The sequence below is a fragment of the Bacteroides luhongzhouii genome (assembly GCF_009193295.2).
GTDB lineage: Bacteria > Bacteroidota > Bacteroidia > Bacteroidales > Bacteroidaceae > Bacteroides > Bacteroides luhongzhouii.
On record NZ_CP059973.1, the window covers coordinates 5,336,462 to 5,363,274 of the forward strand.

Annotated in this window: 19 protein-coding genes and 2 pseudogenes; 10 read left to right on the forward strand and 11 right to left on the reverse strand. The window is 43.1% G+C overall.

Annotation, left to right across the window (positions count from 1 at the left end):
- Window positions 1-28 precede the first annotated feature (28 nt).
- Window positions 29-1,195, reverse strand: coding sequence for an MFS transporter (locus GD631_RS20395; RefSeq protein WP_143259365.1), 1,167 nt, complete (start codon window positions 1,193-1,195; stop codon window positions 29-31).
- 15 nt (window positions 1,196-1,210) lie between these two features.
- On the opposite strand from GD631_RS20395, the gene GD631_RS20400 reads away from it, so the two are divergent.
- A complete protein-coding gene (locus GD631_RS20400) occupies window positions 1,211-1,432 on the forward strand; it encodes a hypothetical protein (RefSeq protein WP_143259364.1) in 222 nt (73 codons plus the stop codon).
- Window positions 1,433-1,537: 105 nt separating this feature from the next.
- On the opposite strand, the gene GD631_RS20405 is transcribed toward GD631_RS20400, so the two are convergent.
- From GD631_RS20405 to GD631_RS20425, 5 genes are all read right to left on the reverse strand, one after another.
- Window positions 1,538-3,373 carry a glycoside hydrolase family 32 protein gene (locus GD631_RS20405; RefSeq protein WP_143259363.1) on the reverse strand — a complete coding sequence of 612 codons (1,836 nt, stop codon included), beginning with the start codon at window positions 3,371-3,373 and terminating at the stop codon, window positions 1,538-1,540.
- A gap of 100 nt (window positions 3,374-3,473) precedes the next feature.
- Window positions 3,474-5,042 carry a glycoside hydrolase family 32 protein gene (locus GD631_RS20410; protein WP_185911524.1) on the reverse strand — a complete coding sequence of 523 codons (1,569 nt, stop codon included), beginning with the start codon at window positions 5,040-5,042 and terminating at the stop codon, window positions 3,474-3,476.
- Window positions 5,043-5,059: 17 nt separating this feature from the next.
- Window positions 5,060-6,445, reverse strand: a complete 1,386-nt coding sequence (locus GD631_RS20415; protein WP_143259361.1) for a DUF4960 domain-containing protein — start codon at window positions 6,443-6,445, stop codon at window positions 5,060-5,062.
- Between the two features lie 26 nt (window positions 6,446-6,471).
- Window positions 6,472-8,184, reverse strand: coding sequence for a RagB/SusD family nutrient uptake outer membrane protein (locus tag GD631_RS20420; protein WP_143259360.1), 1,713 nt, complete (start codon window positions 8,182-8,184; stop codon window positions 6,472-6,474).
- A gap of 27 nt (window positions 8,185-8,211) precedes the next feature.
- Window positions 8,212-11,325, reverse strand: coding sequence for a SusC/RagA family TonB-linked outer membrane protein (locus tag GD631_RS20425; RefSeq protein WP_185911525.1), 3,114 nt, complete (start codon window positions 11,323-11,325; stop codon window positions 8,212-8,214).
- 303 nt (window positions 11,326-11,628) lie between these two features.
- Here GD631_RS20425 and GD631_RS20430 point away from each other — a divergent pair, with 303 nt between their 5' ends.
- Both GD631_RS20430 and GD631_RS20435 read left to right on the forward strand, forming a co-directional pair.
- Window positions 11,629-12,504, forward strand: coding sequence for a BRO-N domain-containing protein (locus GD631_RS20430; protein WP_143259358.1), 876 nt, complete (start codon window positions 11,629-11,631; stop codon window positions 12,502-12,504).
- Window positions 12,505-12,540: 36 nt separating this feature from the next.
- Window positions 12,541-13,413, forward strand: coding sequence for an aldose 1-epimerase family protein (locus GD631_RS20435; protein ID WP_143259357.1), 873 nt, complete (start codon window positions 12,541-12,543; stop codon window positions 13,411-13,413).
- 168 nt (window positions 13,414-13,581) lie between these two features.
- Here the strand turns inward: GD631_RS20435 and GD631_RS20440 are convergent, their stop codons facing one another.
- On the reverse strand, window positions 13,582-15,462 hold the full coding sequence (locus GD631_RS20440; protein WP_143259356.1) for a glycoside hydrolase family 32 protein: 1,881 nt from the start codon (window positions 15,460-15,462) through the stop codon (window positions 13,582-13,584).
- Between the two features lie 225 nt (window positions 15,463-15,687).
- Between GD631_RS20440 and GD631_RS20445 the strand changes: the two genes are divergently transcribed.
- Window positions 15,688-16,710, forward strand: coding sequence for a helix-turn-helix transcriptional regulator (locus tag GD631_RS20445; RefSeq protein WP_143259355.1), 1,023 nt, complete (start codon window positions 15,688-15,690; stop codon window positions 16,708-16,710).
- Between the two features lie 90 nt (window positions 16,711-16,800).
- On the opposite strand, the gene GD631_RS20450 is transcribed toward GD631_RS20445, so the two are convergent.
- Complete coding sequence (locus GD631_RS20450; protein WP_143259354.1) at window positions 16,801-17,646, reverse strand: patatin-like phospholipase family protein; 846 nt, start codon at window positions 17,644-17,646, stop codon at window positions 16,801-16,803.
- On the reverse strand, window positions 17,627-19,849 hold the full coding sequence (locus tag GD631_RS20455; protein ID WP_143259353.1) for a cation:proton antiporter: 2,223 nt from the start codon (window positions 19,847-19,849) through the stop codon (window positions 17,627-17,629). Before GD631_RS20455 ends, GD631_RS20450 begins: the two co-directional genes overlap by 20 nt.
- Before the next feature lie 184 nt (window positions 19,850-20,033).
- Between GD631_RS20455 and GD631_RS20460 the strand changes: the two genes are divergently transcribed.
- The 3 genes from GD631_RS20460 (at window position 20,034) to GD631_RS20470 (ending at window position 22,066) form a co-directional block, all read left to right on the forward strand.
- Window positions 20,034-20,558, forward strand: a complete 525-nt coding sequence (locus tag GD631_RS20460; RefSeq protein ID WP_143259352.1) for a hypothetical protein — start codon at window positions 20,034-20,036, stop codon at window positions 20,556-20,558.
- Between the two features lie 10 nt (window positions 20,559-20,568).
- Window positions 20,569-20,769, forward strand: a complete 201-nt coding sequence (locus tag GD631_RS20465) for a hypothetical protein (RefSeq protein ID WP_223225892.1) — start codon at window positions 20,569-20,571, stop codon at window positions 20,767-20,769.
- A 112-nt stretch (window positions 20,770-20,881) separates the two neighbouring features.
- Window positions 20,882-22,066: a C1 family peptidase gene (locus GD631_RS20470; RefSeq protein WP_143259351.1), complete on the forward strand. Its 1,185-nt coding sequence runs from the start codon at window positions 20,882-20,884 to the stop codon at window positions 22,064-22,066.
- A gap of 26 nt (window positions 22,067-22,092) precedes the next feature.
- Here the strand turns inward: GD631_RS20470 and GD631_RS20475 are convergent.
- Together GD631_RS20475 and GD631_RS22240 are read right to left on the reverse strand one after the other, a co-directional pair.
- Window positions 22,093-22,284: pseudogene (locus GD631_RS20475) on the reverse strand (LytTR family transcriptional regulator DNA-binding domain-containing protein); the annotation flags it as partial.
- A 297-nt stretch (window positions 22,285-22,581) separates the two neighbouring features.
- Window positions 22,582-22,674, reverse strand: a pseudogene (locus GD631_RS22240) (AraC family transcriptional regulator); the annotation flags it as partial.
- 115 nt (window positions 22,675-22,789) lie between these two features.
- Here GD631_RS22240 and GD631_RS20485 point away from each other — a divergent pair.
- The 3 genes from GD631_RS20485 to GD631_RS20495 all read left to right on the forward strand — a co-directional run bounded on the left by GD631_RS20485 (window position 22,790) and on the right by GD631_RS20495 (window position 26,048).
- Entirely contained in the window at window positions 22,790-23,470 is a 681-nt protein-coding gene (locus GD631_RS20485) for a hypothetical protein (RefSeq protein ID WP_143259350.1), read from the forward strand.
- Between the two features lie 40 nt (window positions 23,471-23,510).
- Complete coding sequence (locus GD631_RS20490) at window positions 23,511-25,385, forward strand: alpha-L-fucosidase (RefSeq protein WP_143259349.1); 1,875 nt, start codon at window positions 23,511-23,513, stop codon at window positions 25,383-25,385.
- 132 nt (window positions 25,386-25,517) lie between these two features.
- Window positions 25,518-26,048 carry a GNAT family N-acetyltransferase gene (locus GD631_RS20495; protein ID WP_143259348.1) on the forward strand — a complete coding sequence of 177 codons (531 nt, stop codon included), beginning with the start codon at window positions 25,518-25,520 and terminating at the stop codon, window positions 26,046-26,048.
- Window positions 26,049-26,813: the final 765 nt, after the last annotated feature.

A 26,813-nucleotide genomic window follows, 5' to 3' on the forward strand; every position in this document is an offset into this window, starting at 1 on the left:
GGATTTTATTGTTTCCAAAGTTATAAAATTATTTTTTAATACGGAACGTATAGAACAAGAGATAAAGCACGCCCACCGTCATTACGGCTACTGCCCCACTCTGTCCCATCGCATCGGATGCTACTCCCATAGCCAACGGAAATACCGTACCGCCGAACAGTCCCATAATCATCAGACCGGAAACTTCATTCTTCTTACCCGGCAGGTAAAGCAATGCCTGCGAGAAGACTACGGAGAACACATTGGAGTTGCCGAAACCGATCAGGCCGATACATACATAAATCATTGTCTTGTCATGGAATATAAACAAACCTGCCATCGCTATCAGCATCATCACAACGCTAATGCCGAAGAACGATTTCGCCGACATCTTACGCAAAATGAAAGAACCCAGAAAGCAGCCTGCCGTACGGAAGATAAAATAAAGGCTTGTCGCAAAAGCTGCATCATCAAGACCCATGCCAAGACGTTCCATCAAAATCTTGGGGGCGGTAGTGTTTGTACCCACATCAATTCCGACATGACACATGATACCAATGAAAGAAAGCAAGATAAACGGTTTGCCAAGCAAGGCGAGACATTGTCCTAACGTAGACGGTTTGCCTTCTTCTTTTTCCTCTTTAATCTGCGTGACATTAAGCAACAGGATAGCAATGACGGCTACAATCATATAAATCGGGAACAAGATGCGCCAGCCTAAATCGAAAGTCGGGATGGCCTGTGTCGCTCCCCACATGGCAATGTAAGGTGCAAGAAAAGAGGCAATGGCTTTCACAAACTGGCCGAAAGTCAGGCTACTTGCCAGACGGTCGCCACGTACGATGTTAGAAAGCAACGGATTCAGGGAGGTCTGCATCAACGCATTTCCGATACCCAAAAGGGAGAAAGAAATCAGCATCAGCATATAGCTGTCTCCGAAAACCGGCAATAACAAAGAAGCAAAAGTCACAAGCAAACTAAGCAACACGGTTTTCTTCTGACCGATACGGCTCATTAACATGCCTGTGGGTACGGAGAAAATCAGAAACCAGAAGAATACCAGTGAAGGGAAGATATTCGCCTGTGAGTCCGACAGACCGAGGTCTGCCTTTACATAATTGGAGGCAATGCCTACCAGGTCAACAAATCCCATGGCAAAGAAGCAAAGCATCACCGGGATCAGTTTGGAAAGAGAAGAGTTTTTACTATTTTCCATTGTTTTATCTTTTATATGATGAATTCTGTTTCCATAGGGCGGGAAGCACACAACCTTACGGCAATGTACACGTCAGCCCTTTATGTAGTTGGTGTATCTCCCGTTCCTTGTTGTGCTAAAGCTACGGTATTGTTACCTTCCCACGGCCGTGGTGACTTCTCTTCATGGCTGTGGGAAGAAGCTACCACGGCCGTGGTAGGATCTCGTCACGGCCGTGAAGAACTACCAATAACGTAAGTTTAGAGCAACTATATCCCCACTTTATGGATACTCTCTCACCGGGAAAGAGGAACTCTGTCATAAGGAAACAGGGAAAGAACGTATGGAGCGGAATAGAGCAGCTTACGGTTTCAACTTATAAACTACAAATGAGTCTACCTTATAAGCTCCTCCTTTGCTGTAAAAGTCGATATGGTTGTAAGGTTCCGAAGGGAATACCTGATTAGTCATCGCAAAGCGTCCACCGTCTCCAAAGGCCTCAACGCTGGATTTATCAACAAACAGGCGAAGTTTTAATGCATCTTTTCCGCTTTCAATAGCTGTCCAGGTCAACATCGGGAAGTTCTCATTGAAGCTGACCTCTCCGCTCTTGCGGCGATCCATCGAGAATTTCTTTTCTTTCATGTCATACTGCATATCCACTTCTTCGCCTTTATCATTGTAGAGACGGAAGCCGATTACGTCTGCATGTTGATTTTCAATCGTCAGTTCTATTTCGTATGCACCGTCATTGCCGGAAATCATTTCTTTGATTGTGCGTGTTCCGTTTACCCTGAACGAACGCTTCTTTGAAGCATCACGCAAAGCCAGCAGCTCGGGAGAGGGAGCTGATTGGAGGTAAGTCTCACCATCTACGGTAAACAGGCTCAAGTCGCGGGGAACGGAGTTCGGGCTACGGTATTGGGAAGTAGGAACGTCGTTTGCATATTGCCAGTTGCTCATCCAAGCGATAGCAATACGACGGTTGTCGGGAGCATCACTCCAAGTCACGGTGGCATAATGGTCTTTTCCCCAGTCCATCCATTTGGTTTTGGAGGGTGATTCATTTACAAACTCTTTTCCGTTGAAGGAGCCTATAAAATATTGAGTAGCCGAGTCACCGAAAGGACCGTCGCCGAGGCTGCAAAGCAGTACCCACTTCTTTTCATTCGTTCCTTCTACCGGGAGTTCGAATAAGTCGGGACATTCCCAAACGTTTCCGTGTGCACCGTGTCCTTTGCCGAAGCTGCTTTCAAATGTCCAGTCTTTCAGGTTGGGGGAAGAGAAGAATTGCATTTCCTGCCCTACCGCCAATACCATGATCCAACGTTTGGTACCTTCGTACCAGAATACTTTCGGGTCGCGGAAATCACGCGCTTCAGATACTAATACGGGATTGTTTTCGTATTTGGTGAAAGTACGTCCGTTGTCGGTGCTATAAGCAATGCTTTGCACCTGACGGTCACTATTCTGTGTATAGATGGCGATGATAGCACCTGCACCGAAGCCGGCAGTATTGTGATGATCTATCACGGCGGATCCACTGAAGATAGTGCCGAATGCATCCGGGGCGATTGCTACGGGGCGATGTTCCCAGTTTACGAGGTCTTTGCTGATGGCATGTCCCCAGTTCATATTTCCCCATTTGGAGCCGTAAGGATTGTATTGGTAGAAAAGGTGGTATTCACCGTCTTTGTAGACCATTCCGTTCGGGTCGTTCATCCATCCGTAAAGGGGAGAGAAATGATAAATGGGACGGAACTTTTCACGGTTGCTTGTATCGAACGTATCGGACAATTTCATTTCCTTGCAGCAAGCAGTGTTGTCCGGTGAAAGGTTGACACGCACCGGGTCGTTGGAGTTCATTTTAAATTTGAAAGAGATTAGTTTGCCGGAATAATCGGAAAGGTCTACCGGGACAAAGTAATCGACTTTATGGATGGCCAGACGGACATCGAAGCTCTTTACCTCTTTATTATTGACAATCATGCTGATACGCACATCGGGCGACGCATCTTCTACGGGCAACAACAGATACTTCTGGTTAGTGTTGACGCGTACGAGGCAATGTCCTTCTCCTAAATCTTTAATTAATAGAGGAGAGTTGTCCGCACGGGCGGATAGAGAGATATTCATCACAATCATACAAAATAAAACCGCGAAGGTTCGAATTTGTTTGGAAGAGAGTCTTAAATTCATGCTTTATGGTATTAAGGTTGTTACAGTGCAAAGATAGGCGCTCCGGGATGAAACGCCTATCACTTTTGTTTCAAACACTGTAAAAGATGTTACTTTTCTATTAATATGTGCTCACTTGAATATCTGATACAGTGATTTCACCTTTATAACAGCAGAGTGACCACGGGTTCTTCTGCATTTGATAAATGCGGTTCGTGAAAGATAACTGGTCATTGATGTAGGTCACACAAACCGACTGGTCACTGTAAATCGTCACATGGTATTCATTATCCGTCGGGATGTTGAATTTGTTATCAAACAAGTATTTGGCATTGTCACCGTCTTTCTCGAAATTGGCTTTACCTTCGTCAGCGTTGACATGGATGCTATACCATGATTTGGAGTCCGTTCCACGAACGAAAGAGATCCCAAAACGATCTGTATTCGAGGATGCTTTTACGGTAAAGGAAATCTTGTTGTGCACTTTCAACCGGTTGAAGATGACGGAAGCTCCTTCGGCCAATGTATAGGTTTTACCGCTTTCTGTTACGTTTCCATCTTTAGCCATTACTTTTACTTCTTGTGCAGAAGTGTATTTACGGTCGATTGCCTCCGGAACTCCAAGAGTCAACGTACCGTCTTCGTGCTGAATGAGGCGTTGCGCTACCAGGTTTCCAGCCCATTCAGGTTCTACATCTCCTACGTTTCCATTATCATTGCCGGCGCGGGTAGGACACCAACCCCAGATGTAACGGTTGGTTCCATCGGAAGCGGTCTTTCCTGCATAGAATGCGCGGCTGTCCAGCATACCTTCCCGATTGTCCGGCCATATTCCGGCATCATTGGCGGTAGTCGCTTTCAGTTCTTCAAGTGTTCTGCCTTTGAAGTATTGTACCTTGCGCATGAAGGAAGCTTGTTCCGAATAGACCAGATACCACCATTCTCCCATCTTGAATACGTCCGGACATTCATAGAAACGATCCCACATCATGGTCATAAATGTTCCGGCAGACTCCCACTCTTTCAGGTCAGTAGAAGTAAATTCGGCAATGTGTCCTTTTCCATTTTTACGGGTGGCAATCAGCATGTGATAGACACCGTCTTCGGTCTGGAACAGGAACGGATCGCGGAAGTCATTCTTGTCATAGCCATACGTATCTCCTTTCAGATAGAAAGTGCGGTTCTTGGTCCATGTTTTAAAGTCAGGAGAGGTAGCTACCATGACTACTTGCGCATTCTGGTCGGAAGAAGGTTTGAATTTATTGCCGGTGTAGAAAGTGTAGTAGAGTTTATCAACCGGATTATAGATGGTACCTCCTGTACCGATGGCGGCATCCTGTTCGTCACGACCTCCGCAGGGAATCAGTTCGCCGAGAGATTCATAAGTAGCACCGTCTTTGGTGGCCACCCCGAAAATGGGGTGGTAAGTAGCTTCGGGGTTCGGACGGTAGTCTTGTAGGTACATCACTTTAAAGTCTTTGGCAACCGGATCATAGAATGGCATCGGGTCACCGACAAAGCCTACCTGCGGTTTATAGTACATCGAAAAGCCATGCTCGTCGGTCGATTGGAAGTAAGTGGCTGTACCGTCCCAGTCTCTTTGAGTCAATACGGGATCAATCTCATCACTGCAAGCGGTCATTGAGGCCAACAGTGTGGTTAATGCTATATGTAAGATCATATTTTTCATAATTATCGCTTATTCTTTTATTTACATAAGTAGTTGATTGCATTCAGAGTCATTTGCTCTACGTTGTAGTGGTAGTAATCGGCAGAAGCGTCTACTCCTTTACCGTACCAATCGTAACCACCGTAGCCGATACAGATCGTACGTCCGCTATTGGAGCGCGGCTCGAATTCGGCTATGATTACTGCACCGTCGTCTCCGCATGCCACATCGATTCCTCCTGTCAAGTTACGCCATGCGTTCAGGTCCTCATAACCTCCCCAGTTTGTTCCGATGTGCCATTGGGCTGTGCTATTGGTTACTGCGTAACCAGCATCAAAGGTATAGACTCTTGTTTTGTCACCATCTTTCCATTTTAAATCCTGAAATAACGGATGCGACTCGTTGCCAGTAATCGGAAAGCTCCACGGTCCATCAACAATTTCAGGTGAATCCTCACTTCTTCCCCAACTGTTGTTTGGTACACGCTCGTCTTTTGCAATGCTAAGATCCTTAATATAGAAAGTTGCGTAGCGGGTCAGCAACAGGTTACCACCGTTTTGATAGTAGACTTTAAATTTCTCTACGGCAGCTTTTGCATCATCCGGCAAAGGAGGATTGTCACCATTGTCTGCATGGAAATGCCACCAGATTGCAGTATATTTGCCTAAATCCACTTTTCCGTCTACTACATCTTTGAATGAGATGTATTCGGACATTGATATATTATCCATCATCCACTGGGCAGCGGCTTTTTCTTCAGGACTTGTAAGTTGGCTTACAGAAGAAGCTGTGCCGACAAAGGCCGTCGGAATCACGTTTCCTTGAGTAACCGTTACTACATAAGGAGTCACTGCCGAACGGTAAGTTGCCGTATAGGTGACAGGATTGGTAAAGTCCTGGATGCTGCCGGATGCCGGAGTCACAGTAGCTCCATCCGTCACGGTGAACGTACCTTTCAACTGGGTGATATCCACTGTCAGCGGAACAACTACGGAGATTGTTTTTGATAGCTGGTCTACTTTTCCTACATAAGTATCATTCAACTTAAAGGTCAGTATCTTCGCCTCGTCCCTCTTCACGGTAATCGTATAGCTCATTTGTACGTCACCATTCTTCACAATCAAAGATACGGGAAGAGAAAAGTCGATTGTTTCACCGACAGCGATGCTCGCCGTAGCGCCTTCGGAAAGGTCGATTTCGCTGACGGCCATCCGGGTAACGTCATAATCGTAAGGTACTCCCACTACGATTGTCTTATTTTGATAATCGATCGTTCCTGCGTATTCATCCAGTTTGATAGAGTTTACCCATACATCTCCGTCCAAACGAAGATTGGATTTGAAGTCATCGCTACATCCCGCAACTGTTATGCATACTACAGTCACCAACAGGATGGTATAGAGTTGTTTTATGATTGATTTCATTTTATTCTTTGTTTTAAGATTGATGATTACCAACCGAAATTCTGTGTATAATTTCCGTTACTGGCACTGATCTGTTCGAATGGAATTGGGAGGTATTCGTTCTTATTTTCCGTGAAACCTGCATTCTTGTAAATAGAACAACGGGCTGCTTCGGTCACATAATAAGCATTGATAACGTCTTTGGCTTCTCCCCATCTGACGAGGTCAAAAAAGCGTGAGCTTTCCATTCCAAATTCTATACGGCGTTCCCATTTCAACATTTTCATGGCTTCGTCCTGTGCATAAGCTTTCTGTTCATAAGGGGTTACTTTGAAGTTCACTCCGTACTCTTCTTTATAATTGAAGATCAGCATTGTACTTCCGGCTGCACGACTGCGTACATCATTGATGAGTGAGATGGCGTCGGCAATACGTCCGTCGTTCAACTGTATCAGGGCCTCGGCACGCATCAGCAATACATCTGCATAACGGATGACGATATGATTCAGAGAACTTGCCCAATAAGAGCCTTTCTTCAGGCAGTCACAGTCCGGGTCTACATTCTCTTTGAGCGAAACATAATATCCGTAAAGTCCCTTGCTACGGCTCCAGTCATCATTCTTCTGAATCAGGTAGCCTTCGTTGTATTTATAAGGGAAGCCCGGCATACCTACCGTGTGGAATAAACGGGGGTCTACATTGTCCGTTGTAACCTCGTAGTTCTCATTATCATAGGTGCTGAACAACGGTTTTCCCTGCGAGTCGGTTTTGAAAGCGTTCACCAGATTTTGGCTCGGTTTGTGGAAGTCACAGCAACCTAGTATCTGCGGAGTTGTCAGTCCCATTCCCCAGTTCAGGTTACCGTTGTATGTTCCGTCGTTGATAGAATATTGAATCGCCCATACAGACTCCGCGCCATTTTCATATTGAGGCAGGAAGTTCATACTATAATCATTTTCCAATCCGTAACCGGCTTTGGCCATGATGAGAGGATCGGTATATTTCACTACCTGTTTCAAGTCTTCTTCGTTGATCCCGGTAAGATTGTTATTCACTCCATCTTGGCGGTAAGCCTTATACAGGTAAGTCTTTGCCAGATAAGCAGCTGCGGCAGCCTGTGTAGGACGTCCTTTTTCTATTTGCACTTCCGGCAGGTTGTCGTAGGCAAACTGGAAGTCGTCTGCTATCTTTTGCCATTGTCCATCATTGGTATAGGTGGTATTCGAAAGCTTGTTGTAAGCATCCGGTTCCATGTTTTCATCGTCTACTATAACGATCTTCTTAAACAGTTGCTTCAACATAAAGTGAGCATGTCCGCGCAGGAACCTCATTTCAGCAATACGCTGGTTCTTCAGCGGATAAGTCTTTTCATCCATCAGGTCGAGTGACTGCAAGGCTGTGTTGGCACGAGTGATGCATTGATACAGTCTTTTCCATATATCGTTGATGTTCCAGTCGGTGGTGTTGATACCTTTAGAAATCTCCAGTGCGTTGAACACACCGCCGTCTTCCGTACCGGAACCGCCTTTATAACAATCGTCAGAACGCACGTCATAATTCCAAAGCGAGAAGGAAGAGTTGATGTCGTCACCTGTTGCCCAAATGGCGTAGGCTGAAATCACGAGGTTATCCACGTATTCGGGAGAAGCGATCTGATCGCCGGTCACAATACCCTGCGGAACCTGACGATCCAGAAAATCGTTGCAACTGCTTGTCAGCAAGGTAAATCCGATGGTTGCTATGTATAGTATCTTTTTCATGATAGTTCGTTTTATAAATGAAGTGAATTAAAATCCGATGTTAAGTCCGAAGGTGATATTCACAGGGATCGGATAAGAGAAGTTCGGGTTTTCCGGGTCTTCTCCCGTAAAGTCTTTACTCTTGATCGTCAACAGGTTTTGTGCGCTGCAATAGAAGCGTAAACGTTCCATTCTCAACTTCTTGGAGATTACTGCCGGAACCGTATAACCTAATTGGATATTACGCAGTTTCAGGAAGGAACCGTTTTCAACAAAGTAAGTGGAGACGCGCTGTTCATTGTTTGTATCGCTGCGGGTCAATGCCGGAATAGTAGAGTTCGGATTAGTAGGCGACCAGGCATTGAGCAAGCGGGTTCCCTTGTTCAGGAAGCCGACGTTGGATGCACTCCAGAAGTCACTTTTCTTCTTCACGTCACTGATGATATCTACTCCCTGAACGCCTTGCCAAAACATAGTCAGGTCGAAGTTCTTATATTCCAGATAGATATTCAATCCGTAGCTGAAAGCAGGAGTCGGATCGTAAATCCATTCCTGGTCTTTTTCATCAATCACACCGTTATGATCGATGTCGCGATAGCGAATACGGCCAACGGCTGCACCTTCCTGCGTAGCGTGATTGTCCACTTCTTCTTGTGATTTGAAGATACCGTCGGCAATGTAGCCCACTTGTGAATTGTATGTATGACCGACTACACTCTTTACTCCATTACCACCAAACTTTCCATTGGCAGCCACTGTCTCCGGTAATTCAAGAATTTCATTCCGGTAAGTGGAGATGTTTCCGTTCAAGTCGTAAGTCAGTCCGAAGGCAGTCTTGTTGCGGTAGCCCAAGTTGAATTCAAAACCCTGGTTTTTCATTGCGCCCGAATTAATCCAACGGTTGCCACCTTCTCCTAATACTCCCACACCTGCCATTTCAGTCAGGATATCGGTTGTTTTCTTGTAATAGTATTCCAATGAACCGTACAAGGATTGCTTGAACAGGCTGAAGTCGATACCGATGTTCGTCTGTGTAGTTGTCTCCCATTTAATATTGTCATTACCGATCTGGTTACGTTTGAATCCGGAAGGCAGAGTACCACCTCCGTTAGAACCTGTAATATCGTATGCCGTACCGTAGCTTTGACCGCCAAATGAATCTGTTGTTCCATAATTAGGAGCGTAGATAGTGTAACGGGCAAGGTTGGAGATTTCCTGATTACCGGTCTGTCCCCATGAAGCACGCAGTTTCAGATCGTCAAGCCAAGTCAGTTCCTTCATAAAGCTTTCTTGTGTGATGCGCCATCCCAAAGAAACGGAAGGGAAAGTGGCATAACGATGATTTTTACCGAAGCGGGAAGAACCGTCACGACGGAGAGTCAATGAAAGCAGATATTTGTCAGCATAAGAATAGTTCATTTTGCCGAAGAAAGAGACAAGCGAGTAACCTTCACCGGCACCGTAAGCCTGGGCTGTGCCGCTACCTGCATCGGGCCACATATAGTCGGGAGTAAGGATAGAGAAATCTTCTTTGTAGCCGGAGAAATGGCTGTCGTCTTCCCGATTCAGCTCCATACCTACCATGACGTCTCCACGATGTTTGCCTATTTCCAACTGGTAAGTGGCAATGGCATTCCACATCCATTTGGTCCAGTGTTCCTGTTTGGCTTCCACTGCACTCTTGCCGTTGTTGGTCTGTGTTCCTTCCTGATAAGGATAGGTAAAGTAACGGGCTTGCTTGTTTGCGTAGTCCAGACCAAAAGTAGAACGAACATTGAATCCTTTGAAGAGGCTTAGATTCACATAAGCATCACCGAACATACGCCAGTAAGTGTATCGGTTGTCTTTGTTGTATTCGAGTACGGCACGAGGATTACGACGGTCCGGCCATCCGCCTACCGGTCCTCCCCATGAACCATCCGAAGCATAAACAGGGATAGCGGAAGGAATGTCCAAAGCGGTTTCGATAATTCCGCCGGGAGCTTGTACTTCCGAAGTCCGGTTTAAGGTGAAATGCTGGCCGATAGTCAATATATCATCGATTAATTTATAATCACTGTTCATACGGGCAGAGAAACGGTCGAAGTCCGTATCTTTGATTACACCCAGGTTTTTGTAATATCCCAGAGAAAAGAAGGAAGAACCTTTCTCCGAACCGTTGCTGACAGAAAGATTGTATTGCTGGATAACACCTGTACGGGTAATCTCATCAAACCAGTCGGTATCTGCCACAGGCATTGTATTCTTCGAGTCCAGGTATTTGGAAAGGCTCATACCGTATAGTACAGGATTTCCGTTGGCATCGTAACCCCAATTGTAGTTATATCCCAAGGCATTGCCGTTCGGGTTCTCACCATCGTTTACATAGGCTTGCCACATGGCACGTCCGTACTGCTCCGTATTCAACACGTCCATCTTACTTTGATACATGGAAGCTGAAACCGAAGCATCAAAATTGATTTTAATCTGGCCTTTCTTTCCTTGTTTGGTAGTAATGACGATAACGCCATTTGCAGCACGCGAACCGTAGATGGATGCTGAAGCAGCATCTTTCAGTACTTGAATGGATTCAATGTCGTTTCCGTTCAATTCGTGCATGCCGGCTTTGGTAGGAACTCCATCGATAATATAAAGCGGATCGTTGTTGTTCAGCGTACCGATACCACGAATACGTACGGTAGCCGATCCGCTCGGATTTCCATCCGCCGTAATGTTCATACCGGGCACGCGGCCTTGAAGTGCTTTCACCGGGTTGTTCTCTCCTTGCTTCTGGATTTCGTCGACTTTCACTACGGAAACAGCACCGGTCAGGTCGGCTTTACGTTGAGTGGTATAACCTGTTACGACCACTTCATCTACCATTTGAGTGTCTTCTTCCAATAATACATTAACGATAGCAGCCGATTTTACGGTCACCGGTTTATAACCAATATACGTAATCTTTAAAGTAGAGTTAGCCGGAACCGAAAGGGTGAAATTACCATCTAAATCAGTAATTGTTCCATTAGTAGTAGCTGTAGCTTCAACAACAGAGGCACCGATGACCGGCTGTCCGTCCGTTTTAGAAGTAACGTTTCCTTTCACCGTAATGTTTTGCCCCCAAAGGACTGACATGAAAGTAAACAGGAAACAAACGCTGCAAAGAAGTTTTTTGTTCTTCATAATACGATGCATTAGTTTGATGTTATTAAATTAAAAGTACGAATTTTATCTTTATCGATGATGCAAATTACGGTTGATTTATATCAAACGACTAAAAAAAATGTTTCAAAGGCTATAACATTTGTTGCATAGAACGCTATTTTATAGGGTTTTATAAGATCTTTTTCTTGCTATGAGAAAAATGAGGTTCATATTCTCTTATGTAGATTGAAAGTGGTATCTTTGTGTAGTGATATGAGCCCCCAAATAGAGAAGACTCTTCATTAAAATAACAACCAATTAAAGATTCTAAAAACAGAATTCATGACTAAACAACAAGCATTAAAGCTCTTTGAGGAAAAAAAAGTACGTACGGTATGGGATGATGAACAAGAGAAGTGGTATTTTTCGATAGTAGATGTGGTAGCTGTTCTGACAGACAGTCCAAATCCCAATAATTATTGGAAAGTGCTAAAACACAGACTTAGAAAAGAAGGAAATGAGTCAGTTACAAATTGTAACCAACTGAAATTGGAGTCAAGTGATGGCAAGAAATATAAAACCGATGTCGCCGACACCGAACAGCTTCTCCGCCTTATCCAATCCATACCCTCCCCAAAAGCAGAACCTTTTAAATTATGGATGGCTCAAGTTGCCAGTGAACGGCTCAATCAAATACAAGACCCCGAATTATCCATCGAACAGGCTCTACAAGATTATAAACGTCTGGGATATTCCGACAATTGGATTAACCAACGTTTAAAATCAATTGAAATCCGTAAGGACCTTACTGACGAATGGAAAAAACGAGGTCTGCAAGAAGGTGTTCAATTTGCCACATTAACGGATGTAATCTATCAGACCTGGTCGGATATGACATCTAAAGAGTACAAACAATTGAAAGGATTGAAAAAAGAAAACCTACGAGATAATATGACCAATAAAGAATTGGTATTAAATATGCTTGCCGAACTTTCTACTAAAGAAATATCCGAAATCAGCGATCCCGAAACATTCAATGACCACATGGATATTGCTCAACAAGGTGGAGAAGTAGCCCGCAATGCCCGACTGGAACTGGAGGCTAAAACGGGCAAGAGAGTAATCTCTCCTCTTAATGCAAAAAGTGGTATGCTACTGAAAGGCAAATCTGAATACGAATTGAAAGACGGATTGAAAGATGAACCGAAAGATGAATGAAAAATTACCCTCAAAATAATCCAATAAATAAACGATATGAAAACAATCTCCAACGAACAACTTACGATTCAAGTATCTCCTCATGGAGCTGAACTTTGCAGTATTTTCGCCAATGGAAAAGAATATCTGTGGCAAGCCGATCCTGCTTTTTGGAAACGTCACTCTCCTGTCCTATTCCCTATTGTTGGGAGTGTATGGGAGAATGAGTATCGAAATGAAGGAATTTCTTATACGCTTACCCAACATGGTTTTGCCCGTGATATGGAGTTCGCACTCGTTACTGAAAAAGAGGATGAAGTACGTTACCGTCTTGTTAGTAATGAAGAGACTTTGCGAAAATATCCGTTTCTATTCTGTCTGGAAATAGGCTATCGCATCCAGGGAAAGAAAATTGAGGTTATGTGGGAAGTAAAGAATACCGGCGACAAGGAAATGTATTTTCAGATTGGTGCACATCCTGCTTTCTATTGGCCAGAATTCGATGCAAGCAATTCTGAAAGAGGGTTCTTCGGATTTGACAAGGAAAACGGTTTGAAATATATTCTCATTTCAGAAAAGGGATGCGCTGATCCTTCTACAGAATATTCTTTAGAGTTGACAGACGGATTGTTACCACTGAACACACATACTTTTGATAAAGATGCTTTGATACTGGAAAACGAACAGATCCGTAAAGTTACCTTATATAATAAGGAGAAACAGGCTTATCTAAGTCTACATTTTAATGCTCCGGTAGTCGGCCTCTGGTCTCCACCTGCAAAGAATGCTCCTTTTGTCTGCATCGAGCCTTGGTACGGACGTTGCGACCGTGCACATTATACTGGTGAATATAAAGATAAAGACTGGATGCAACACTTACAGCCGGGAGCGATATTCCAAGGGGGATATACAATTGAAATTGATGAGTAATTGATGAATATAAGTAGCTGCCGGATTTCACATCTGACAGCTACCAAACACCTAATTCTAATCTACAAAACCTAACTTATAAATCTAACCTATGAATCCTTAAAACAATCACTACTTGTTGCTTTCACTAAATCGACGCAAACATCTATTGCGTAACTTCTATTTCTCTTATAAACCTAGTCGATACGTATTGAATGAATCGACATGGAATGTACCTCCTTTGCTATAAAAACACATACGGTTGTATGGTTCCGATGGAAAGATAAGATTAGTCATAGCTACCTTTCCTCCATTCAGGAATATTTCTACAGAACATTTATCAACGAAAACATCCAACGTATATTTATTCTCTTTCTTTATCGGTGCCCAGGTAGCTAATGCAAAATCATCTATATAATTGATAGAAGCCGTCTTTCTACGGTCGTGAACCTCTATCTCATGAGGTACACTCTTCTTTCCGAAATCTACGATACCACTTTTCGTCCGGTCCATTACCAATCTCTTTTCCGGAAGATTGAAATAGATATCCACCTTTTCCCCTTTATCATTAAAGAGGCTGAATCCCATAATCTCCGCTTCCCCGGCGGTAATCTCCAATGCCAGTTCATACGCACCTTCATTATCAGCCAATAAAGAATCAATATGATAATCATTACCAACCATAAATGCCGGAATCTCTTTCTTTTCTTTTCGCAGAGTCTTTATCTCCGGCACCGGAGCTGCCGAAAGATAAATTTCACCGTCTTGTGTATAAAAACTTAACTCACGCGGCAGAGCATTAGCACTACGGAATTGCTTTGTCGGAACAATGTTACAATATTGCCAGTTACTCATCCAAGGGACGGCAATTGTGCGTTCTCCAGTATTTGAGAAACAAACGGTAGCATAATGATCCTTTCCCCAGTCCAGCCATTTCGTTACATTCGGTTGACTGTCACAACTGAATTTCGTTCCATCAAAGTCTCCTGTAAAGTATTGAGTGGCACTTCCTCCGAAATAACATCCCGGATTGACGTTCACTATCAACGCCCATTTTTTACGATTCAGATCTCCATCCACCGGAAGTTCCACCATGTCCGAACATTCAAACTGACAAGGCTGTACCCCGTATCCTTCTCCGAAGCTACTCATATAATTCCAGTCCTTCAGATTCTTAGAGTCATAAAAACGCATTTCTTTATCGGCGGAGACAATCATCACCCATTTATCTTCCGGTTCATAACGAAACACTTTCGGGTCGCGGAAATCTTTCAAACCATCAGCTGGCCTCAAGATGGGGTTCTTCTCATATTTAGTAAATGTTCGTCCGTTATCTTTGCTAAAAGCAAGACATTGAATCTGCCCGTTTTTATCACTGGCAGAAGTATAGAAAGCCAAAATACTCCCTGCTCCATACCCCGCTACGTTCTCCTGATCGACAATAGAGCTGCCGGAAAAGACATGTCCCAATGTGTCACGGGCAATAGCCGGGGCCAGATGTTCCCAATGCATCAGGTCTTTGCTGACAGAGTGCCCCCAATGCATATTTCCCCATTTGGAACCATAAGGGTTATATTGAAAATACAAATGATATTCTCCATCTTTATACACCAATCCGTTGGCATCATTCATCCAGCCATAAAGGGGAGTATGATGATAAACAGGACGAAACTTTTCCGTATTGGCTGTATCAAAAGTATCAGATAGTTTGATTTCTTTCCAGCAAAGTGCGTCTTTTGATTTATTACGGACACGCACGGTGGCAGTCTTCGCTCCGACAGGCAAGGCAAATGGAACGAAATAGTCCACTTGAGTCTGCGCCAGACGAATATCCATATCGGTATCCGCAGCCTCTCCCGTATCAAGCTGAACCTGACTTTCTGCAGCTTCCTCTTCTATAGGAAGCAATATATAATTAGTAGGATTGGTGATGTGGATAACAGTCAGGCTATCGTTTTTCTGTTCCAAGGTCAACTTGCTTTTAGTTGTGTGGCAATAAGTCAGTCCGTAAGAAACTGCTAACGCAAGTATTGCACCTTTACATAGTTTCATCCAAGGGTTTGTTTTCATGGCAACAAAGTATTCCTAGTTTATACAAGCTTTTAATCTAAAATAGACGAAGGCAAAGATAGGGGGTATCTTCGCCTTCGTCTATAAACTTTGTTTCAAAGGGTATCAAATTTGATACAAATCCTAAGAATTTTCTTTTTATCATCCAAGAATAAAGACCTGTAACCTCTTTGTTTTCCTGAATTTATTTTTCTACTTTTGAAGCAAATCTTTATTCTTCTACTTATGCCAGCAAATAGAAATGCCTTAATCCGTTATAAAACAATTGATAACTGTCTGCGTAATCCTTATCGACGCTGGACGTTGGAAGATTTGGTAGATGCTTGCTCGGATGCTCTTTATGAATACGAAGGCATTGATAAAGGCATAAGCAAACGTACGGTACAAATGGATATACAGATGATGCGTAGCGAGAAACTGGGTTATAACGCTCCGATTGTGGTGTACGAAAATAAATATTATAAATACGAAGATCCGGAATACAGCATTACACAAACCCCGCTGAATGAACAAGACCTGAAAACGATGTCGGAAGCAGTGGAAGTGTTACGGCAGTTTAAGGGTTTCTCCTATTTCACGGAAATGAGCGATATTATCAACCGCCTGGAAGACCATGTCGCTTCTGCCCGGATGAAAACCACTCCTGTCATTGACTTTGAAAAAAATGAATCATTGAAAGGACTGGATTATTTGGATACGATCTATCACGCGATTGTAAACGAGCATCCGATACAGCTCAAATATCGTTCGTTCAAGGCACGCTCCGCCAACAGCTTTATTTTTTATCCTTATCTATTAAAAGAGTATCGCAACCGGTGGTTCGTTTATGGAGTCAGAAGAAACGGACGGATCTTACAAAACTTAGCTTTGGACAGAATACAATCATTGGAAGTTCTACCACAGGAACATTACATAAAAAACACGTTCTTCGATCCAAACACATTCTTCGATGATCTGGTAGGAGTCACTAAAAACTCCGGAAGCATAGCGGAGAAAGTAGGTTTCAAGGTAGCGGCTGCTGAAGCACCTTACATCATAACCAAGCCTATACATCGCAGCCAGCAAGTGGTGGAAAGATTGGCCGACGGAAGTGTCATACTGGAAATAGAAGTCGTCATCAACCATGAGTTAGAACGAGTATTCTTCGGATATGCCGAAGGAATACAAATTCTTTATCCGAAGACTCTGGTAGAATTGATGGGTAGAAAACTAAAAAAGGCTGCTGAACAATATACCCATTCAAAATGAAAAGGGAACACGTCCAATTATCTTATCTGACATTCAAGAAAAACAAAAAAGCATGGAGAGCCTATCTATTATTCAACTATGAAGACTTGTTTATTCTTCAAGTAAGGCTCTCGCACATTCATATCCTTCCTGATAAAACTCTGTCAGTTTTTGCACATCTTTCTCGATGCGGTCTACGGCTACAGGTTTCAAAGGACGGATTACGACAATCTTTCCTTCATCTTCCATACGCTCCACCATTTCCAGTTGTTCATTATAAACAGCGCACCGGCAACTTAACGCTTCACGCAACTTCGGATATTTACGGTATACAAACGAAGGGATACGAATGTCTTTCGAATCTTTCCGATACCCCCGGTTACGGGTGAGTACCACGACATTTTTCGTGCAGCCATCCGCAATGGCCCTTTGCAGAGGTATGGAATCTACGATACCTCCGTCAAGCATGGGAACCTCGTCTACATAAGTAATAGGACATACAAAAGGAAGACTGCTGGATGCGCGGACAATATCAATTACCCTGTGCCTGTCTTTTTTCTCTTCGAAATAGTTGGCTTCTCCCGTGACGCAATTCGTAGTCACCATCACAAAACGTTCCGGTGAAGCAAAATATGTTTCATAATCATAAGGGAGAATATGTTCGGGAAATTCATTGAATAATAGATCAAAGTCGAGTATATTACGCTTTTTGAGCAAATGTTTCAAACCAATATAATCATACTTCTCCAACAAGTCAATGTTACTGTATCTGGCACGTCCCCGTTGCCTTGATGCATACGACAACCCGTTACACGCACCGGCAGACACTCCTATCGTATAGGGAAACCGGATATCGTGATCCATAAAATAATCAAGCACACCGCAGGTGAATACTCCACGCATTCCCCCGCCTTCCAACACTAATCCCGTAGATTCATCAATTTTCAAGTCTTTCATTTTTATCTCCCGTATTCTTATTCCGGCGGATTACCAGCAAAGATGACAATTCACGTATCACAGCCTCATCCTCGGATAATTTCGTATAAGAAAGATGGCTCATTATCAATAACCCGTCTTTCTCTTCAGTCACTAAATCTTCAACTCCCACAAACCACACCATCATCGTTTGTTCCGGATAACGCGCCTGTAAATCGTCAATGCGCCCACGGAACTCTTCATCATCCGTATCAAAAAGGAAAAGGCGTACCGAATGTCCGTTCTGCAACATCTTATCCAAATAGGAAAAAAGAAACATATCAATCATTCCGCCAAGTACGAAACTGACCGTCGCGCCTACCCGATACTGACGATTGACAAATACGGCCACGGGACATTTCACCTGCTCCATAATCTCATCAATCTTATCCCGGAAGAGCGTTAACCATAAAATTGCCCCGGGAGTTCCCGGCATATCCGAGCGATAATGACTCCCGGCTCCCAAAAGCAGCATATCAGGACGTTCTTTACGGACAAAGTGGATGATTTCCTGTACAAGTTTGTCTGTCACCCGATAATGGTTATCTACCTGGATATTCAATTTCGCTGCCTGTTGATTGAGCAAAGCAAAACTCTCGCTGGCATAATGTTCGGCATTCAACGGATTCAAATCCGCGCCCACCGTATAGTGTGCTGCAATCAAATGATTTTTCTTCAACTGCTTTCCAAATAACAAATCATAAATGGAAAGCAACACACGCCCGGATTCCGGACGCCCGAAACAAAATATCAATTTGTGCTTCAAAGATAATTTTTCTTCCCGACGTACGAAAATATGTTCCACCAAATGAAGCAAAGGAGTAGTCATAAAGGTCGTAACTAACGCCATAATGACCAAAATTACGAATATAGACGGGGGAAGAACTCCCATTTCATAACCGATATTCAAAGCGACAAGCTCCATCAATCCCCGTGTATTCATCAATGTCCCTATCGTCAGACTATCCTTCCACGACTCACCCACCAAACGGGCGGCAATGGCACATCCACCCAACTTGCCGACAATGGCAACCGTCACCAACAGTAAACATACCATCCACAACTCCGGACTGTTTATCAAACCGATTTCCGTGCGCAATCCGGTGAAGGCAAAGAACAGAGGTAAAAAGAAGACTAATGAGATATCTTCCACTTTTTCCATCATCACCTTCCGGAAACCCAGATTGGACGGCATCACTACCCCTGCCATAAAGGCTCCGAACAGTGCATGAATACCGATAATTTCGGTCAGACAAGAGGAAATAATAAGAATGAGCAGAATAAATGCCACGAATGTTTTATTGATTGCTTCCCGGTTGGCATATACTTCTCCTACTTTCTTCAGAAACGGGCGAACGACCAAAAACATGACCGCAATATAAACAACTGCCAGCCCCACTGAATAAAGTGCACTGGCAAAACTTCCTGCTTTGGAGATAGCAATCACCACTGCCAACAGGCACCAAGCTGTCACATCATCATTGGCAGCGGAAGCAATGGTCAGCGTTCCTAAAGAAGTCTTCGTCATATTCCGCTCCTGAATGATGCGTGCCAATACCGGAAAAGCGGTGATGCTCATAGAAATACCTATAAACAGGGCAAAAGGGAGAAACGGGGTTTGGGCAGCTGCATATTCTTCGTACACCCAGTAAGAAGACAAGATACCCAGGAAGAAAGGGACTAAAATTCCGGCATGACTAATCACCAGTGTTTCATTGATCTTATTTTTCAGCACACTGAAATCCAGCTCCATACCGATGACAAACATAAAAAGTATCAGTCCCACCTGACTCAATAACTCAAGATTGGTAAGCGAATGTGCCGGAAAAAGGAAATGAAAAGCATCCGGAAAGAAAAAGCCGAGTACGGAAGGTCCTAACACAATACCGGCAACAATCTCTCCAATCACTCCCGGTTGCCCGATCAGGCTGAATAAATAGCCAAAAAGACGCACCATCAGCAGCACGGCTATAATCTGAATCAATAAGGTAGTGAGCGGATGATGAAGATTGTCCTGTATAAACTGGAGAAACATAGTGAATGGATTCCCCTGTACCATGTTCTGCGCATTTATCGCATAGTGTGAAAACCGGTCACCCTCTTCAATAGCAACATAAATCAATCCTCCAAACAGGAGTAACATCAGTACATAAATGACATAATTCTTCCGGGCCCTGTTCCGCATAAACTTTACTTTTACGATTTGTGCATATTTATAGTAAAAACAAACGAAAAAGGCAGATAGTTTGGCGGAAATAACAAATTCTCAAACAAAATCTTGTTTTTTTGCTTCAATCTATGTAACTTTAGGCTAGCTTAATTGTTTAAGGAGGAAAAAATCAAAAAAGTCCTGCCCGCAGGCAAGCACCATGAGAATACAGTTTGAGATTAAAGAAAATTTGCCGGAAATTATCGAAGAAATCTTACACTCTGATAAGTGGCAAACTTCCGTGAAGGAAGAACTGAGCGGTCGGACGACCGTTGTGATCCGTGACCAGGCGTATGGTTCAGAAGCTACCATTGAAATTTATGCTACATCTATTGAAATCAAAACCGCATGGTCAAAGTACTCCTATCGTATATTTGTAACCAACGATATCGTATGGTGCGAATATAACGGTGCCTATCGTGGTCTGTTGGAACAAGTGCTCCTACCTACTATTACTCCCAAAGAAAACCTGCTCAATTCTGACGTGACTGAAAGTTCGCTCTATGGAAATGAGCATAGGAAATTGAGAGAGTATGCAGAAGATAACCTGAAACTGAAACAATTCCGCCGGGAAAACTTCAATGAACAGAAGAATGGAACCGCACCATTCGATCATCCCAAACGTGTGTATGATGAGTTTATCAAAGAAGATTATGTAGTAGCACCGAAAGAAGAAAAGAAATAACCTGTACTTCATGCTTTACCTTGTGTTATCGTCTTGGCACAACAGTGCCAAGACGGCTTCACTTACAGAATTGACCGAACAACGTTTCCAAATAGATGCCGGTATTATGGGAGCTTATCAAAAATACTCACAACGGGGAGCAAGTAATCGTTCCGTCACCGGAAACCTGAATAACTTGAGTATCGGTTGCCGGATTATTCCACGCTGGTAAATATAAAACCTTTGTGTACTCTGTGGTGAATTAATCTGTGTAAACCTATGTAATCTATGGCGAAACTTTCCTATATTTGTAGCCAAAACAATTTAATATTAATTTCATAGGAATGAAAAAGACAATCCTTATTGCTGCTTTAGGCTTATTCAGCCTAAGCATCATGGCACAAGATGCAAAACCTGAAGAAGGTTTTGTTTTCACGACGGTGAAAGAAAACCCGATTACTTCTATCAAGAACCAAAATCGTTCGAGTACTTGCTGGAGTTTCTCAACTCTCGGATTCGTTGAATCAGAATTACTTCGTTTAGGTAAAGGCGAGTATGACTTGTCTGAAATGTTTGTCGTACACAAAACGATGCAAGATCGCGGAGTAAACTACGTACGTTATCATGGTGACAGTTCTTTCTCTCCGGGTGGAAGTTTTTATGATGTAATGTACTGTATCAAGAATTATGGTATTGTTCCGCAGGAAGTGATGCCGGGTATCATGTACGGTGACACGTTGCCGGTGCATAACGAACTGGATGCTGTTGCTTCCGGTTACATCAATGCTATTGCGAAAGGTAAGTTGAGCAAACTGACTCCGGTATGGAAAAACGGACTAAGTGCTATTTATGATACTTATCTGGGAGCATGTCCGGAGAAGTTCACATACAAAGGCAAAGAATATACTCCGAAGACTTTTTCTGAATCACTGGGATTGAATTATAACGACTATGTATCACTGACTTCTTACACGCACCATCCATTCTATTCTCAATTCGCAATCGAGATTCAGGATAACTGGCGCAATGGATTGTCCTACAACCTGCCTATCGAGGAACTGATGGCTGTGATGGACAATGCTGTAAAGAAAGGTTATACTTTTGCATGGGGTAGCGACGTCAGCGAACAGGGATTCACACGTGACGGTATCGCCGTTATGCCGGATGTAAACAAAGAATCTGAACTTTCCGGTTCGGATATGGCTCGCTGGACCGGCCTGTCTGCTGCTAACAAACGTCAAATGATGACAACCAAACCATGCCCGGAAATTGACGTCACTCAAGAAATGCGCCAAGTTGCTTTTGACAATTGGGAAACTACAGACGATCACGGAATGGTAATCTACGGTATCGCTAAAGACCAAAACGGAAAAGAATACTTCATGGTGAAGAATTCTTGGGGTAAATCAGGCAAATACAATGGTATCTGGTATGCTTCCAAAGCCTTCGTTGCTTACAAGACTATGAATATTCTTGTACACAAAGATGCCCTTCCCAAAGAAATCGCAAAAAAGCTGGGGATTAAATAATTAATGAGCCATCGCCCATTCATCATTTATGAAAAGCTTAGTTTACTGATATATTCCGTAAACCGTTCTTTATAATTATCACCGACAGGAATATATGTATTCTTATCAAAGATAATACGGAGACGGAAGATTTCAGTAATCTTACGAAGATTGACAATATAAGAACGGTGGACCCGCATGAAATGCGTGGGAAGCCGTTCTTCCATTTTTGGGAGGCTGGCACCGGTTTCCTTCTTCCTGCTGCACAACGACACGTATGATGCGAAAGTCCTCTCCTGAATTCTTTTTGGAAACGCTCTTTCGCAGGAAATGGGAAGACTAAAAAGATAATACCTATTGCAAAAACCAAAGAGAATGTATATCGCCAATATCTTTTCTTAAAAAGGAAATAAGGAACCAATAGATAGTTATTCAGTAATTTCAACGGTAAACTGCTGCCTTTTCACATCTCCCTGATACATATTTAAGCGATTTTTTATCAACCGTCCTCATAACGGTTCTAATTTACGGCAGGGAATCTCTGTAATGATTGCCAACGGCCTGTATCCGGTTGCCCTGCGGATGGCACTTGAGAAATGTGCTGCAGTAACTCCACACTTCTCCGCATAAATCAATGATGCCATCCAAGATTTGCAACCGCTTTCTTTTTTTCCTTATATGTCATCATTTATCTATATATTACGTATCTTTGCGCAACAAAAATGAGAAGAAACAATCGATAAAATGAAAAAACAGATAATACTTATTGCCATCTTATTATGTACAGCCTTTGCACAGGCACAAGAAGTTTTTGTAACCGCAGATTTTGTGAGCAGCTATATCTGGCGTGGTATGGATAGCGGCAATGCAAGTGTGCAACCCTCGCTCGGCCTCAACTGGAAAGGACTGACCGTCTATGCATGGGGCTCTACCGAATTTCGTGAGAAGAACAATGAAATAGACTTATCACTGGAGTACGAATACAAAAACCTGACTCTTTACGCCAACAACTATTTTACCCAAACAGAAGAAGAACCTTTCAAATACTTCAATTACAATTCACATTCCACCGGACATACTTTTGAAGTAGGAGCCGGATATATGCTTAGCGAGAAGTTTCCATTATCAGTCAGCTGGTACACCACCTTTGCCGGAAACGACTATCGTGAAAACGGAAAACGTGCCTGGTCCAGCTATTGCGAATTGAGTTATCCGTTCAACGTGAAAGATGTAAACATGAGTGTCGAAGCAGGTTTTACCCCTTGGGAAAGTATGTACTCCGACAAATTCAACGTAGTCAATATCGGATTATCCGCAACGAAAGAAATCAAAATAACGTCCAACTTCTCTCTGCCCATATTCGGAAAGCTAATAGCCAACCCCTATGAAGAGCAACTTTATTTTGTATTCGGAATTACGTTGTAGATGATTCTTACATTCATTTATTAACTAATAAATTACCCCCATGAAAAAACACTTTCTTATTTTCGGAGCAGGCCTCCTTCTATTAAGTGCCTGTAATTCGGTCAAAGCACCGGAAGCTATCTTGCCCATTCCCGAAGCCAAGCAGGTAGAATGGCAAAAAATGGAAACGTATGCTTTCGTACACTTCGGACTTAACACATTCAACGACCGCGAATGGGGATACGGTGATTCCGATCCTAAAACATTCAATCCTACCCGACTGGATTGCGAGCAATGGGTACAAACCTTTGTGAAATCCGGAATGAAAGGAGTGATCCTGACAGCCAAACATCACGACGGGTTCTGCCTTTGGCCTACTCAACTGACAGAATATTGCATCCGTAACACCCCGTATAAAGACGGAAAAGGCGACATCGTTCGCGAACTATCGGATGCCTGCAAGAAGTACGGCATTAAATTCGCAGTTTATCTGTCTCCTTGGGACAGGCATCAAGCCAACTACGGTTCTCCCGAATACGTAGAATACTTCTATAAACAGCTCAACGAGTTATTAACCAACTATGGTGATGTTTTTGAAATCTGGTTTGACGGTGCCAATGGCGGAGACGGCTGGTATGGCGGAGCAAAAGACAGCCGTACTATCGACCGCAAAACTTATTACGATTATCCGCGAGCCTATAAATTGATCGACGAGTTGCAACCACAAGCTATTATCTTCTCGGATGGAGGTCCGGGCTGCCGTTGGGTAGGTAACGAAAACGGATTTGCAGGAGCTACCAACTGGTCTTTTCTCCGTGCCGGAGAAGTTTATCCGGGTTACCCTAAATATCGTGAACTGCAATATGGGCATGCCGACGGCAACCAATGGGTAGCCGCAGAATGTGATGTATCCATCCGTCCGGGATGGTTCTATCATCCGGAAGAAGACGACCGTGTGAAAACAGTAGATACATTGACCGATCTGTATTACCGTAGCGTAGGTCATAACGCAACATTGTTACTCAACTTCCCGGTTGATCGTGACGGGCTGATCCATCCGACAGACTCCGCCAACGCCGTAAACTTCCACCAGAACGTACAAAAGCAACTGGCATACAACCTATTGGCAGGACTTTCTCCCAAAGCCTCGGACGAACGGGGAAAAACATTCTCTGCAAAAGCGGTGACCGATGGTGATTATGATACTTATTGGGCCACCAATGACGGCGTCAACTCTGCCACAATCGAGTTTGACCTGCCTCAAACGGAAAAGATTAACCGCATAATGTTGCAGGAATATATTCCTCTCGGACAACGTGTTAAATCATTCGTTGTAGAATATAACCAGGCAGGCGAATGGCTCCCAGTGAAGCTCAATGAGGAGACTACCACTATCGGATATAAACGTCTTCTTCGTTTCGAAACAGTCACAACAGATAAGATTCGTGTCCGTTTTACCGATTCGCGAGCTTGCCTCTGTATCAATAACATAGAAGCCTATTATGCAGGAGAGACTTCCGATACATATACTGCAAAAGCAGAAGAGTTGAAGAGTTATCCGTTCACGCTCGTCGGAGTAAATGCGGAGGAAGCACAGAAATGTATGGATAAAAACAATCAGACCACCTGCTTCGTCAACGGAAATACATTATTGATTGATTTAGGAGAGGAACGCACAATCACCTCATTCCATTATCTCCCCGACCAGAGTGAATATAATAAAGGAATAATCAGTTCTTATGAAATCTCTGTCGGCACGGAGAGTAATGCTGTCAATCAGGTAGTAGCCAAAGATGAATTTTCCAATATAAAGAATAATCCGATTCTGCAATCGGTTTACTTTACTCCGGTTAACGCCCGCTATGTTCAATTGAAAGCAACACGGATGATCCATGACGGAGAACCAATGGGATTGGCCGAAATCGGTATACAATAAAAGTATTGGTATACAAATAACAATAAAATAGATTCAGTCACATTCTGCCTCTTTTTTGAGGTGTAAAACACTTCTCTTAAAAGTAGAATATGGCTGAATATACATTAATAAAAGCCTTAAATATCAGACAATATGGCGCAAGAACCAAGAATCATTGTAGAAAAGGAAAACTATACTCTCCGCACCTGGCAAACAGAAGATGCTGCGTCATTAACCCAATACATCAATAATAAAAAGATTTGGGATAACTGTCGTGACGGCCTCCCCTATCCATACGCTCAAGAAGATGCACAAACTTTTCTCGCTATAGTACAAGCCAAAGAAGGTATTCACGATTTTTGCATTGAAGTAAACGGAGAAGCAGTCGGAAGCATTGGTTTTATGCCTTGTGCAGATGTAGAACGCTTTAATGCCGAAGTAGGCTACTGGATTGGAGAACCTTTTTGGAACCGGGGAATCGTAACTGACGCCCTGAAAGAAGCAATCAGTTATTATTTCGAGCATACAGATAAAGTACGCATATTCGCACTTGTTTTCGAACATAACACAGCTTCCATGCGCGTATTGGAGAAAGCTGGATTTGTAAAAGCCGGAGTGATGCGAAAGGCTATTTTCAAGAATGAGAACTTCATAGACGCACATTATTACGAACTAATCAAATAATTTTAAATCCTTCAACCTGTGGATTTTGCACTCGGTTTTCTTATCAGAGCCAAACGTTTGAGTCATGTTATCATCACTCTTACATTCATCTTCCAGGAAGCAAGCATCTCATCTGACAAACACTCGCATTTCATATGCTTTTCCCTTATTGTTTATGTGTCTTTGCTTAATAGTTGTCAAGAGCTCACCATTGTGAACAAACAGGCTATCAGTTGTAAACAAAAACGTTCACAGACGTAAACAGCTTTGTTCACATAGGTGAGCCCTTGCAAAGCATTAGAGCTTAACAAAAGAACTACTAAGCATTAACGCATAAATACCTAAGAGAATACATAACAAGAACAGTTACTTTAAAACAAACATAAAGTGATGCCAATATTGTTTTGGGTGAGGGTAACTTTTTACCCTCACCTACCCTCACCTTTACCCTCACGCCTACAACCCCGATGAATAAATGGATTGAGCCAGAGGGTGAGGGTGTGAGGGTAAAAGTATCACCAACTTAATAGGAAGAAGAATGAAAGGTTTATGGATGCACATTCATTATAAGTTATTAAAGAGGAATCCTGAATTAAATCTATAAAAACCCTCCTATTTTGCTCAAAATTCTTAAACCTGTGCATTTTTTACTCGGATTTCTTGTCAGAACCAAGCGTTTGAGTAAATTTGCAAGCTGATAGTTAACCGGATAGTTTGGATAGCAAGAGATTACTACTTGACTACTGGCTGCTAACTTGTAGAAATACTAATACTAAAATTTATAGC

Coding starts and splice junctions, on each gene's coding strand:
- GD631_RS20395 (WP_143259365.1), bottom strand. CDS start 1,195: ATGGAAAATAGTAAAAACTCTTCTCTTTCCAAACTGATCCCGGTGATG.
- GD631_RS20400 (WP_143259364.1), top strand. CDS start 1,211: ATGATGAATTCTGTTTCCATAGGGCGGGAAGCACACAACCTTACGGCA.
- GD631_RS20405 (WP_143259363.1), bottom strand. CDS start 3,373: ATGAATTTAAGACTCTCTTCCAAACAAATTCGAACCTTCGCGGTTTTA.
- GD631_RS20410 (WP_185911524.1), bottom strand. CDS start 5,042: ATGAAAAATATGATCTTACATATAGCATTAACCACACTGTTGGCCTCA.
- GD631_RS20415 (WP_143259361.1), bottom strand. CDS start 6,445: ATGAAATCAATCATAAAACAACTCTATACCATCCTGTTGGTGACTGTA.
- GD631_RS20420 (WP_143259360.1), bottom strand. CDS start 8,184: ATGAAAAAGATACTATACATAGCAACCATCGGATTTACCTTGCTGACA.
- GD631_RS20425 (WP_185911525.1), bottom strand. CDS start 11,325: ATGAAGAACAAAAAACTTCTTTGCAGCGTTTGTTTCCTGTTTACTTTC.
- GD631_RS20430 (WP_143259358.1), top strand. CDS start 11,629: ATGACTAAACAACAAGCATTAAAGCTCTTTGAGGAAAAAAAAGTACGT.
- GD631_RS20435 (WP_143259357.1), top strand. CDS start 12,541: ATGAAAACAATCTCCAACGAACAACTTACGATTCAAGTATCTCCTCAT.
- GD631_RS20440 (WP_143259356.1), bottom strand. CDS start 15,462: ATGAAAACAAACCCTTGGATGAAACTATGTAAAGGTGCAATACTTGCG.
- GD631_RS20445 (WP_143259355.1), top strand. CDS start 15,688: ATGCCAGCAAATAGAAATGCCTTAATCCGTTATAAAACAATTGATAAC.
- GD631_RS20450 (WP_143259354.1), bottom strand. CDS start 17,646: ATGAAAGACTTGAAAATTGATGAATCTACGGGATTAGTGTTGGAAGGC.
- GD631_RS20455 (WP_143259353.1), bottom strand. CDS start 19,849: ATGCGGAACAGGGCCCGGAAGAATTATGTCATTTATGTACTGATGTTA.
- GD631_RS20460 (WP_143259352.1), top strand. CDS start 20,034: ATGAGAATACAGTTTGAGATTAAAGAAAATTTGCCGGAAATTATCGAA.
- GD631_RS20465 (WP_223225892.1), top strand. CDS start 20,569: ATGCTTTACCTTGTGTTATCGTCTTGGCACAACAGTGCCAAGACGGCT.
- GD631_RS20470 (WP_143259351.1), top strand. CDS start 20,882: ATGAAAAAGACAATCCTTATTGCTGCTTTAGGCTTATTCAGCCTAAGC.
- GD631_RS20485 (WP_143259350.1), top strand. CDS start 22,790: ATGAAAAAACAGATAATACTTATTGCCATCTTATTATGTACAGCCTTT.
- GD631_RS20490 (WP_143259349.1), top strand. CDS start 23,511: ATGAAAAAACACTTTCTTATTTTCGGAGCAGGCCTCCTTCTATTAAGT.
- GD631_RS20495 (WP_143259348.1), top strand. CDS start 25,518: ATGGCGCAAGAACCAAGAATCATTGTAGAAAAGGAAAACTATACTCTC.